This is a genomic window from Bacillus cereus (assembly GCF_002564555.1).
In the GTDB taxonomy this organism is placed as follows: domain Bacteria; phylum Bacillota; class Bacilli; order Bacillales; family Bacillaceae_G; genus Bacillus_A; species Bacillus_A cereus_K.
Window position 1 is genome coordinate 128,433 of record NZ_NUVD01000004.1, and the last position, 12,489, is coordinate 140,921.

Consider the following 12,489-nt stretch of genomic DNA (forward strand, 5'->3'; position numbering starts at 1 on the left):
AGTGAAATTTTAATCAGTGAGGTTTTGTTCATCTCCACTGATTATTAGCCCGCACCAATCCGGCGTTTACGGACAGTGGATTTCCCACCAAAATTCTTTTCCCCAGCCGAATTTTGAGGTGGGAGTCTTACTGCCCGCAAATAGCGAGATAAATAGACGGTGGTGAACTATCCATCGAATCAAATTCAGATACTTATCATATCTCTTAATAGGAGCATGCACATTATTTTCTATATTTAAAGATGAAGAAATTTACTTTATGAAATCTTTAGACTTGTTCACGCTTTCATTATACAACGAAAGGAAACCGTCTAAAAGACTAGACGGTTTCCAAAACGGAATTTTATTATTACGCTTTACCGTTAGAACCGAATTCGCGAATTTTACCAGCAACAGTTGCTTTGATAGCGTCGCGGCCAGGTCCAATAAATTTACGAGGATCGTAAACTTCTTGGTCTTTGTTTAATACTTCACGAACAGCTTTTGTAAACTCGATTTGGTTCTCAGTGTTTACGTTAATTTTTGAAGTACCTAAAGAGATAGCTTTTACGATATCAGCAGTTGGGATACCAGTACCACCATGTAATACTAAAGGTACACCAGTGAAGTCACGAACTTGTTCCATTTCAGCGAATCCTAAGTTAGGCTCACCTTTGTAAGGACCGTGTACAGAACCTAAAGCTGGAGCTAGGCAGTCGATGCCAGTTGCTTCAACAAGGTGCTTACACTCTGCTGGATCAGCGTAAATTACGCCTTCAGCGATTACGTCGTCTTCTTGTCCGCCAACTGTTCCAAGCTCAGCTTCAACAGATACGTTACGAGCGTGTGCATATTCTACTACTTTTTTAGTAGTTTCAACGTTTTCTTCGAATGGGTGGTGAGAAGCGTCGATCATTACAGATGTGAAACCTGCATCAATTGCTTCTTTACATTTTTCGAAGCTTGAACCATGGTCAAGATGAATCGCTACAGGAACAGTGATGTTCATTTCTTCGATTAAAGCTTTAACCATAGCTACAACTGTTTTGAAACCAGTCATATGACGAGCTGCACCCTCAGATACACCTAGGATTACAGGAGATTTTTCTTCTTCCGCAGCAGCTAAGATAGCTTGAGTCCACTCTAAGTTGTTCATGTTGAATTGACCAACTGCGTATTTTCCTTCTAGTGCTTTGTTTAGCATTTCTTTCATAGAAACTAAAGGCATGGTGAATCCTCCTAAAAAACGTTTTTTGTATCCGATAAGTTCTTATCGCTGGTAGTATGACCAGAATAAGGTAAAATATGTATATCTACATACCGGACTTTTTTCTACACTCAATAGGATAACAACTTGTACTCAAAAACTCAACCGTATTCACCTGCCCAATAGTCCATGTAAACGCTTTTTTCCATATTTTTTATAAAAAATTCATTTTTTATGCTTCTACAGTGAGCTGATTTCTCACTGCTTGACGAATTTCATCAATATCAAACGGTTTAGCAAAGTGCATTAAAGCGCCTAAATCTTTTGCCTCTTGAATCATATCTAATTCTCCATAAGCAGTCATTAAAATCACTTTAATACTCTCATCAATTTCTTTTACATGCTTTAAAATCTCTATACCATCCATACCTGGAATTTTCATATCTAACACTACTAAATCTGGATTATCTTTTTTCACGATATCTAAAGCTTGAAATCCATTCGCTGCTTGGAACGTCTGATAACCTTCTTTTTGGAACACTTCATGTAATAGCACACGAATGCCATATTGATCATCAACGATTAAAATTTTCCCTTCCATAACTCCCAACCTTTCTGTGTAAATACAAGATTTAAAGCTTCTTATATCTTATCGATTTATTTTCGCTATTCTTTGCCAAATCCCTTCCTATTCTTTCTTATTTTACCGTTTCCTATTTTGTTATGCTACCCTACGATTTCACCTTTCTAAAAAAATAAACTATAATGAAAGCCGGCAAACATGTACGAAGGGAGTCAAATTATGTTAAAAATTTTTTCAACTCAATTAAGTGGTTATTTCTCTAAAATTTCCCAAAAAGAAGAAATGAACTTAGAAGACAGCGCTCGTTTACTTGCTCAGGCATTAGTAGGCGACGGCTTCATTTACTTACATGGTACAAATGAAATGGACGGTATTGTTTCAGAAGCATTATTTGGTGCTGAACCAATGAAACAAGCAAAACGTTTAATAGAAAACGGAGAAGAGGCAGCAGTAACCTTTGCGGACCGTGTACTTCTCATTAGTCGTTTTTCAACAGATGAAGAAATTATAAAAATCGCAAAAAAACTTCAAGAAGAAGGTCAATCTATCGTTGGAATCTCTGCTATTCAACAAGGCGCTGAATCACTGGAACAATATACAGATGTACATATTGATACAAAGCTATTAAAAGGTCTTATCCCAGACGATGAAGGTAACCGCTACGGATTCCCAAGTTTAATGGTAGCTTTATTTGCATATCACGGAATCAAGTTTACAATCGACGAAATGTTAAACGAATATTAAAAAAAGCGCCCTATTTCAGGCGCTTTTTTTCATTACTTGCTCTCTTTATTCGTAATAGAAGCACTTACGAAATCATGGAACAATGGTTGTGGACGGTTTGGACGAGATACAAGTTCTGGGTGGAACTGTGCTGCCACGAACCAAGGATGGTCTTTTAATTCAATGATTTCAACTAGGCGACCGTCTGGGCTTGTACCAGAGAATACAAATCCTGCTTTTTCCATATCCGGACGGAATTGATTGTTGAACTCATAACGATGACGATGACGCTCATATACAACCGGCTCACTGTAAGCTCTGTAAGCATTTGTTTCTTCAGCAAGCTTACATGGGTATAGACCAAGACGAAGTGTACCACCTAAGTCTTCTACATCTTTTTGTTCTGGTAATAAGTCGATGATTGCATAAGGTGTGTCAGGATTAATTTCAGAAGAGTTAGCCCCTTCTAATCCTAATACGTTACGTGCGAATTCAATTGATGCAAGTTGCATACCTAAGCAAATTCCTAAGAATGGAACTTTGTTTTCACGAGCATATTGAATTGCAACGATTTTACCTTCTACACCACGATCGCCGAAGCCACCTGGTACAAGAATACCATCTGTGTCACCAACTAATTCTTTTACGTTCTCTGCTGTTACGTGCTCAGCATTTACCCATTTCACTTCTACATCTGTGTCGAATGAGTAACCAGCATGGCGAAGTGCTTCTACAACAGAAATGTATGCATCTTGAAGCTCTACGTATTTACCAACAAGAGCGATTTTTGTTTTCTTAGAAAGGTTGCGTACTTTATCAACTAACGCAGTCCACTCTGTCATATCTGCAGCTGGATTGTCTAATTTTAAGTGATCGCAAACGATTTGGTCCATGTTTTGTTCTTGAAGAGATAATGGAACCGCATATAAAGTATCTGCATCGCGAGCTTCGATAACTGCTTTTGTATCGATGTCACAGAATAATGCAAGCTTGTCTTTCATATCTTGAGAAACAGGCAGTTCTGTACGAACAACGATAATGTTTGGCTGAATACCTAAGCTACGAAGTTCTTTAACACTATGTTGTGTTGGTTTTGTTTTCATTTCACCCGCTGCTTTTAAGTACGGGATTAACGTACAGTGAATGTACATTACATTGTCACGACCGATGTCGCTCTTAATTTGACGGATTGCTTCTAAGAATGGTAGAGACTCGATATCACCAACAGTTCCACCGATTTCTGTAATAACAACATCCGCATTTGTTTCGCGACCAGAACGGTATACGCGCTCTTTAATTTCGTTAGTAATGTGAGGAATAACTTGAACTGTTCCTCCTAAATATTCACCACGACGCTCTTTTTGAAGAACTGAAGAGTAAATTTTACCTGTTGTTACGTTGCTGTATTTGTTTAAGTTGATGTCGATGAAACGCTCATAGTGACCAAGGTCTAAGTCAGTTTCTGCGCCATCATCTGTTACGAATACCTCACCGTGTTGATATGGGCTCATAGTCCCTGGGTCTACGTTAATGTACGGATCAAACTTTTGAATCGTTACGTTTAAACCACGATTTTTTAATAATCTTCCAAGAGATGCTGCTGTAATACCTTTTCCTAAAGACGATACTACACCGCCTGTTACAAAAATATACTTAGTCATGAAAAAGCTCCCTTCTACTTTGCTGTTATATAATCACCGTTGCAAAGCGCAACGTATGTAGATAACACTGTATCCATCTTATTGTTAGACTCTTTTTATTTTCTAAACAAAAAACAAAAAAGAAAATTGCTCCCCTCATCACATAAAGTAACAAGTAGGGAGCAATTTTCTTTTATATTTACACTTTAAAAGTATTATCGTCCTTTTTTAAAGAGCCCAAAAATGATTCTACATGGACGATAATAAAAAGTCAAGAACTACAGTTCTTCCTCTTCTTCTTCTTCAGTTTCATCATACTCAAGTTCTTCTTCAGCGAAGTCGTCTTCTTCTTCCTCTAAATCATCAAGATCGTCGTCATCGCCGTCTTCTTCTTCAAGAACCTTGTCCAGATCTTCTACATCGTCTTCTTCATCTGCACTCTCTTCTACATCGCCGAAGTCATCATCTTCTTCAATGTAGTCGTCAAAACCGTCTTCTTCAACTTTACGTTTTTTCTTCGGTTTTGGTTGCGGCAAGATTTCTTCATCAATTTGCTCATATGGGTACCAGCTGCGTAGCCCCCAACGATTTTCTCCTAAATTAATGAAACGGCCATCGATGTTTAAATCTGTATAAAATTGTGCGAGTTTCGCATTAACTTGCTCTTGAGATAGTCCCAGCACTTGAGCAATTTCTTTAACCAACTCGTTGAATGTCGTTGCTTGTTTTTTATCCCCTAAAACGCTATGTACAACTTCAATCATTGAACATTCTTTTAGCTCTTCTGGTGAATATTGCTTAAAATTCACTTATGCGGCACTTCCTTTCTTCAAATATAACCTTATATATAACGGTCTGCTTAAAAAAATCCATACTATTCATTATAAACAAAAGTCGCACAAATATGCTACAAAAAAAACGGGAAACTTTATATGCTAATAAAATTATACTTTGTCCATTCCTTATTTCGGGAGCATGTGGGCCCCTTGCAACACATACCTAATTTGCATTTCTGTATATTCTTCGAGCGTATACAGTTTTTGCAGGGCCCAGCGTCTAAATCCCCACATTTGTCCTTGTATAAAAATATTGTGTGCCAGAAGTTGTATTTCCTTTTTACTTAATGTAAATGTCCCATTTTCGGTACACTGCTCCAAAATATTTTCAAACATCCCAACCATTTGAAACTCTTTTTCTAATACGTATGGAAGCGATTCTTTCGGTAAAAAACGTACCTCTTGATACATGATTAATACTTCTTCCTGCAATTCGTCCATGACTTTAAAGTAATTCGTTATCGCTATTTTTAAACTTTCTATACTTCCCTTCTCCGTACACACTACTTCCTCTAACCGTTCCTTTACATGTTCATAAATACTATCACAAACTAAATACAAAACATCATCTTTCGTGCGAATATACTCATACAGTGTTCCGATACTAAATCCAGCTGCTTTTGCAATCTCTCTCGTTGTTGTACGCGGAAATCCTTTTTGCTTAAACAATTGAACCGCACCTTTAATCATTTGTTCCCGTCTTAACGCAACTAATTTTTCATCTTTCACGGATGCCTGTACATTATGTTTAACCATTCCCTTCACCTCTCTCTATTATTTTTTGGAAGGAAAAAGCGTAGGAAAATACCTACGCTTTTGCTCCTATTTCGTTACCATACGAGAAATTACAAGCCTTTGAATTTCTTGTGTTCCTTCATAAATCTGTGTAATCTTTGCATCTCGCATATAACGCTCTACTGGATAATCTTTCGTATAACCGTAACCACCAAATACTTGCACCGCTTCAGTCGTCACCTTCATCGCTGTATCACCTGCAAATACTTTTGACATCGCTGATTCTTTTCCGTATGGAAGCCCTTCTGATTCAAGCCAAGCCGCTTGATACGTTAAGAGACGCGCCGCCTCTACATCTGTTGCCATATCCGCAAGTTTAAAGCCAATCCCTTGCTGCGCCGCAATCGGCTTTCCAAATTGATGGCGCTCTCTTGCATATTCTACAGAAGCATCTAAAGCCCCTTGTGCAATACCAACTGCTTGTGCCGCAATACCGTTACGACCGCCATCTAATGTTTGCATTGCAATCTTAAACCCTTGCCCTTCTTCCCCTAGTAGATTTTCTACAGGAATACGGCAATCTTCAAACATAATTTCAGTCGTTGGCGAAGAGCGAATCCCTAGTTTACTTTCCTTCTTCCCAACCGAAAATCCCGGTGTATCACTTTCTACAATAAATGCGCTCGTACCGCGCTGCTTCGATTCAGGGTCTGTTAACGCAAAAACAACATAAATGTCAGCAATACCGCCATTTGTAATGAAAATTTTCGATCCATTTAATATGTAATGGTCTCCATCTCTTTTGGCGATTGTCTTCATTCCACCAGCATCTGATCCAGAACTCGGTTCCGTTAAACCGTATGCACCAATTTTCTTCCCTTCAGCCATCGGTCGCAAAAACTTTTGCTTTTGCTCCTCCGTTCCGAATTTAAAAATAGGCCACCCAGCAAGTGAAGTATGCGCGGACAACGTTACACCCGTAGAAGCACAAACGCGAGATAACTCTTCAATAGCAATTACGTACGCTAAGTAATCGCTTCCAATTCCACCATACTCTTCAGGCCACGGGATACCTGTCAAACCAAGCTCTGCCATGTGATCAAATAAAGCACGATCGAATCTCTCTTCCTCATCACGCTCAGCTGCTGTGGGTGCTACTTCGTTCTTAGCAAAATCTCGAACCATTTTTCTTATCATTTCATGTTCTTCTGATAGTTTAAAATGCATCTCCGTCTCCCCCTCATCTTTTTATAAAGAACGGCTAATAACAAGTTTTTGTATCTCACTTGTTCCTTCATAAATTTGCGTAATCTTTGCATCACGGAAAAATCTTTCTACTGGATAATCTTTTGTATAACCGTAACCACCAAATACCTGCACTGCCTCAATCGCAACTTCAACAGCTGTCTTAGAAGCAAATAACTTCGCAATAGACGCTTCTTTACCACATGGTAACCCTTGCGCTCTAAGCGATGCCGCTCTATATACAAGCAAGCGTGCTGCCTCCACACTTGTTGCCATATCTGCAAGTTTGAACCCGATCCCTTGTTGCGCCGCAATCGGCTTTCCGAATTGTTCTCGTTCTTTTGCATAATCAATCGCACATGCAAGCGCCGCCTCAGCGATTCCTAACGCCTGCGCACCAATTCCAATTCGTCCAACATCTAAATTCGCCATCGCTACCTTAAATCCTTGTCCCTCTTCACCGAGTAAATTCTCAGCTGGCACTTTCATATCTTCGAACGTAAGTTGAACTGTACGAGAGCCGAGAAGTCCCATCTTATGTTCATCTTTTCCGATAATTAAGCCCGGCGTATCTTTCTCTACTATAAATGCAGAAATACCACTCTTTCCTGCCTCTGGATTTGTAGAAGCGAATACAATGTACGTGCTTGCTTCCCCGCCATTTGTAATAAATACTTTCGATCCATTAATAATATAGTGATCATCTTTCTTAATAGCTCTTGATTTCAAACTCCCTGCATCTGACCCTGCATTTGGTTCTGTTAAAGCAAATGCGCCTAAATATTCACCTGTCGCAAGTTTAGAAACATATTTCTGCTTCTGTTCTTCTGTTCCAAAATATAAAATCGGATTCATTCCAACTGACGTATGTACAGCTAAAATTACACCAACTGTTGCACTCACCTTTGAGATTTCCTCAATTGCTAAAATGTAAGAAATAAAATCCATTTCCGCGCCGCCGTACTTTGCAGGCGCTGGGATACCCATTAGTCCGAGCTCACCCATTTTTTGCAAAATCTCTTTCGGGAACACCCCTTGTTCCATACTAGGAACAAAGGGAGCTATTTCTTTCTGCGCAAAATCCCGAACCATTTTCCTCATCATCTGCTGCTCTTCATTAAAACGAAAATTCATGTACTCCGCCTCCATTTGCTATATATCCTTTTAACAATTTGGTAAGATCACTATTTTGTAACAAAGGGGAATTTATTCATAAACGTAGAAACCACGGCCTGTTTTACGTCCTAACCATCCTGCATTTACGTATTTACGTAGTAATGGGCATGGGCGATATTTACTATCTCCTAAGCCTTCATGCAACACTTCCATGATGTATAAACATGTATCTAAACCGATAAAATCAGCTAACGTAAGCGGCCCCATTGGATGATTCATACCAAGTTTCATTACTTCATCAATCGCTTCTTTCGTCGCTACACCTTCATATAACGTATAAATCGCTTCGTTAATCATTGGTAATAAAATACGGTTCGATACAAACCCTGGGAAATCATTTACTTCAACTGGCACTTTTCCGATTTTTTTCGTAATATCTTCAATCGTTTCATAAACCGCATCATCTGTAGCTAAACCACGAATAATTTCAACAAGCTTCATAACTGGAACTGGATTCATAAAGTGCATACCGATTACTTTTTCTGGGCGTTTCGTTACCGCTGCAATTTCAGTAATTGGAAGAGATGACGTATTTGTCGCTAAAATAGCATGATCCGGCGCGATTTCATCTAGATTCGCAAAGATTTTCTTTTTAATATCCATTTTCTCAACAGCCGCTTCAATAACAAGATCCGCTTCTTTCACACAATCTAAATCAAGCGTTACTGTAAGACGATTTAACGTTGCCTCTTTCTCTTCTTCCTTCATGCGTCCTTTTTCTACTTGACGCGCTAAGTTTTTCGTAATGATAGCCAGCCCTCTATCTAATTGCTCTTGTTTTAAATCTTGAATCTTCACATCATATCCTGCCATTGCACATACTTGCGCAATTCCAGATCCCATTTGTCCCGCACCAATTACAACAATCTTTTGTACACCCATTTTTTCTTCCCCCTTAATTGTTAGTAAACTATAAACCTTCTAATCTTAATTAGTGAACTTCAATCATCACTGCGTCACCTTGACCGCCACCGCTACAAATCGAAGCAATTCCAATTCCACCGCCGCGTTGCTTAAGTGCATGAATAAGTGTAACGATAATACGCGCTCCGCTTGCTCCAATCGGATGTCCCATCGCCACTGCGCCGCCATTTACATTCAATTTCTCTGGGTCAATCCCTGCAATCTCTGTACTTGCAATTGCTACCGCTGCAAATGCTTCATTAATCTCAAATAAGTCAATGTCTTCAATTGTCTTGCCTGTTTTTTTCAACAATGCGTTAATTGCATAACCCGGTGTTCTTGGGAAATCCTTTGATTCAACCGCAATCGCCGTATGCGCTAAAATTGTCGCTAATGGCTTTCTTCCTTCTTGCTTCGCTCTGTCCTCGCTCATTAATACAAGCGCAGCACCGCCATCATTTAGTCCAGGAGCATTACCAGCTGTCACCGCTGACGTCTTATCAAATACAGGCTTTAATTTTGCTAACTTTTCAACCGTTGTATCCTCGCGTGGCGCCTCATCCCTTGCAACGACGATAGGATCACCTTTTCTTTGCTGAATTGTTACTGGTACAATCTCCTCTTCAAAGCGACCTTCTTTATGCGCTGAAACCGCACGCTGATGGCTACGATATGCCCATTCATCTTGCGCTTCGCGAGAGATTCCGTCTTCCTTCGCAACTTCCCCGCCATAAACACCCATGTGTATACCTGAAAATGCGCATGTTAAACCGTCTGCCACGTTTAAATCGATTACTTCGTTGTTACCCATTCTGTATCCCCATCTTGCGCCTCGTAAAATGTAAGGACTGTTACTCATCGATTCCATTCCACCCGCTACAATCAATGATTGATCACCAGTACGAATAATTTGATCCGCTAACGTAACCGAACGAAGCCCTGATGCACAAACTTTATTCACTGTTTCCGTCTGCACTTCCCAAGGAATGCCGGCCGCTCTTGCTGCTTGGCGCGATGGGATTTGTCCCTGCCCACCTTGGATAACCGTTCCAAATATAACTTCTTCAACATCACTCGCCGCAACATTTGCTCTTTCAAGCGCCGCTTTAATTGCGATTCCTCCAAGTTCTGTTGCTTTCACGTCTTTTAAAGATCCTCCAAATTTCCCAACCGGTGTTCTTGCAGCACTTAAAATAACTGTTTTACTCATGTCTATTTCCCCCATTTCTTTTATTAGCACTGAGCGCTCGCTCGGTGTTCTTACATTGAGAAGAGGTGCACTGACTGCACCTCTTTCTAAAGTTGTATGCATTCCTACAAACTACATTGCTTCTTTCTTCTGTCCAATAACAGAGCGTTCTAAAATCTCTGTTACATCAAGAGTTTGAACTTTCTCTTCTACTTCTTTCGCTTTCGTCCCATCACTAATCATCGTTAAGCAATATGGACAACCTGTACCGATAATGGATGGCTGTACAGCTAATGCTTGCTCTGTACGAGCAACATTAATACGAGAACCTGCAGTCTCTTCCATCCACATTAAACCGCCACCTGCGCCACAGCACATTCCGGTTTCACGGTTACGTGCCATTTCTACAAGGTTCACGCCAGGAATTGCTTTCAAAATATCGCGTGGTGCTTCGTATACTTCGTTGTATCTTCCTAAGTAACAGGAATCATGGTACGTAACTGTTTCCTCAATAGCGTGAACAGGTTTTAAGCGCCCTTCTTTCACCCACTGAGCTAACAATTCTGTATGATGATAGACTTCTGCTTGCAAGCCAAAGTCTGGATACTCATTTTTAAATGTGTTATAAGCGTGAGGATCAATCGTAACGATTTTCTTCACTCCTGCTTTTTCAAATTCTTCGATATTCTTTGTCGCCATCTCTTGGAATACGAATTCATTTCCAAGGCGGCGCGGTGTATCTCCAGAGTTCTTTTCTTTATTACCAAGAATTGCGAATGAGATGCCTGCTTCGTTCATTAACTTCGCAAACGATATTGCAATCTTCTGACTACGATTATCGTACGATCCCATCGAACCAACCCAGAATAAATATTCGAACTCCTCGCCAGCTTTTAATTTTTCCTTTACAGTCGGAACCGTTACTTCATCATCACCTTGGCGCCACGTTTCACGCTCTTTACGGTTCAGACCCCACGGATTCCCTTGACGCTCGATGTTTGTCATCGCACGCTGCGCTTCTGCATCCATCTTTCCTTCTGTTAAAACGAGATAGCGGCGTAAATCAATAATTTTATCAACATGCTCGTTCATAACTGGACACTGGTCTTCACAGTTACGGCACGTTGTACAAGCCCAAATCTCTTCTTCTGTAATAACATCTCCGATTAAACTCGGATCGTAAGCTAGCGCTGTAGCCGCTGATTCTTGCTGTCCTTTTCCAGCTGCCATCATTGCTAATTGATTTCCTTGTGTATTATTGAAAGCAACTACTGGAACCCACGGTGCTTTTGATGTTACCGCTGCTCCTTTATCAGTTAAATGATCACGAAGTTTTAAAATAAGATCCATCGGTGATAACATTTTTCCTGTTCCTGTTGCTGGACACATATTTGTACAGCGACCACACTCTACGCAAGCGTATAAATCAATAAGTTGATTTTGTCTAAAGTCTTCAATTTTACCAACACCAAATGTTTCTTGCGTTTCATCTTCAAAATCAATCTTTTCAAGCTTCCCTGGGTTTGAAAGACGACCGAAGAATACATTTGCTGGTCCCGCAATTAAATGCGCATGTTTTGATTGTGGAACATACACTAAAAATGTTAACAAAATTAGTAAATGCACCCACCAAGAGAAATAGAATATAGAAATGGCTACGGTTTCATTTATTCCTGAGAAAACGTAAGCGATTGCAGAAGCGATCGGTTCGCTCCATGAAAGCTCCTCGCCATGCCATATAATTCCCATTCCATTACCAAGTAGCACAGAAATCATTAAGCCCCCGATAAAGATAAGAACAAGACCTGATTTGAAATTACGTTTTAAACGAACAAGTTTTTCAACATAGCGTCTATGAAAAGCCCAAAATACTGCAATTAAAATAACAAGTGTGACAATTTCCTGGAAGAATGTAAATGCAGGGTATAGTGGTCCAAGTGGAAGATGTGATCCTGGTGCGAGCCCTTTCCAAACGAAGTCAATTGCTCCAAATTGGACAAGAATAAATCCGTAAAAGAACATAACGTGAATAATACCGCTCTTTTTATCTTTCAGCAGCTTTTTCTGACCGAAAACATTGACCTTAAGAAGATCCCAACGTTCTTTGAAGCGACGGTCAAATTCGATCTTTTTTCCTAATTGTATGTAGGCCATTCTCGTTCGTATAAGATATACAAACAAATATCCCGCATAAGCAATAACAGCAATGGCAGCCAGCCAATTAATGATCAGTAAGCTATTCATTTTTATGCTACCCCTCTCTTTGTAAGCCC

General features: G+C 39.8%; 11 protein-coding genes. 1 reads left to right on the forward strand and 10 read right to left on the reverse strand.

Annotated elements, in window-relative coordinates; translation table 11 throughout:
* Positions 1-349: 349 nt before the first annotated feature.
* Positions 350-1,207 (reverse strand): class II fructose-bisphosphate aldolase, encoded by an 858-nt coding sequence (locus COI75_RS01415; protein ID WP_001131851.1) that lies wholly within the window; start codon positions 1,205-1,207, stop codon positions 350-352.
* A gap of 211 nt (positions 1,208-1,418) precedes the next feature.
* Complete coding sequence (spo0F, locus tag COI75_RS01420; protein ID WP_000398596.1) at positions 1,419-1,787, reverse strand: sporulation initiation phosphotransferase Spo0F; 369 nt, start codon at positions 1,785-1,787, stop codon at positions 1,419-1,421.
* A 201-nt stretch (positions 1,788-1,988) separates the two neighbouring features.
* On the opposite strand from spo0F, the gene COI75_RS01425 reads away from it, so the two are divergent.
* A complete protein-coding gene (locus COI75_RS01425) occupies positions 1,989-2,513 on the forward strand; it encodes a DUF2529 domain-containing protein (RefSeq protein WP_000912390.1) in 525 nt (174 codons plus the stop codon).
* Positions 2,514-2,545: 32 nt separating this feature from the next.
* On the opposite strand, the gene pyrG is transcribed toward COI75_RS01425, so the two are convergent.
* The 8 genes from pyrG to COI75_RS01465 form a co-directional block, all read right to left on the reverse strand.
* Positions 2,546-4,153, reverse strand: a complete 1,608-nt coding sequence (gene pyrG / locus COI75_RS01430; protein WP_000170440.1) for a CTP synthase — start codon at positions 4,151-4,153, stop codon at positions 2,546-2,548.
* A 257-nt stretch (positions 4,154-4,410) separates the two neighbouring features.
* The gene (gene rpoE / locus COI75_RS01435) at positions 4,411-4,941 is read right to left on the reverse strand and encodes a DNA-directed RNA polymerase subunit delta (protein WP_001009767.1); all 531 of its coding nucleotides are present in this window, start codon (positions 4,939-4,941) and stop codon (positions 4,411-4,413) included.
* Positions 4,942-5,094: 153 nt separating this feature from the next.
* Entirely contained in the window at positions 5,095-5,724 is a 630-nt protein-coding gene (locus COI75_RS01440) for a TetR/AcrR family transcriptional regulator (protein WP_000238608.1), read from the reverse strand.
* A gap of 66 nt (positions 5,725-5,790) precedes the next feature.
* The gene (gene acdA, locus COI75_RS01445) at positions 5,791-6,930 is read right to left on the reverse strand and encodes an acyl-CoA dehydrogenase AcdA (protein WP_000545526.1); all 1,140 of its coding nucleotides are present in this window, start codon (positions 6,928-6,930) and stop codon (positions 5,791-5,793) included.
* 21 nt (positions 6,931-6,951) lie between these two features.
* A complete protein-coding gene (locus COI75_RS01450) occupies positions 6,952-8,082 on the reverse strand; it encodes an acyl-CoA dehydrogenase (RefSeq protein ID WP_001011183.1) in 1,131 nt (376 codons plus the stop codon).
* Between the two features lie 72 nt (positions 8,083-8,154).
* Positions 8,155-9,006: a 3-hydroxybutyryl-CoA dehydrogenase gene (locus COI75_RS01455; protein ID WP_000538852.1), complete on the reverse strand. Its 852-nt coding sequence runs from the start codon at positions 9,004-9,006 to the stop codon at positions 8,155-8,157.
* A 49-nt stretch (positions 9,007-9,055) separates the two neighbouring features.
* Positions 9,056-10,339, reverse strand: a complete 1,284-nt coding sequence (locus COI75_RS01460) for an acetyl-CoA C-acetyltransferase (RefSeq protein WP_002095102.1) — start codon at positions 10,337-10,339, stop codon at positions 9,056-9,058.
* Positions 10,340-10,348: 9 nt separating this feature from the next.
* Positions 10,349-12,460, reverse strand: a complete 2,112-nt coding sequence (locus tag COI75_RS01465) for a heterodisulfide reductase-related iron-sulfur binding cluster (protein ID WP_001086764.1) — start codon at positions 12,458-12,460, stop codon at positions 10,349-10,351.
* Positions 12,461-12,489 lie beyond the last annotated feature (29 nt).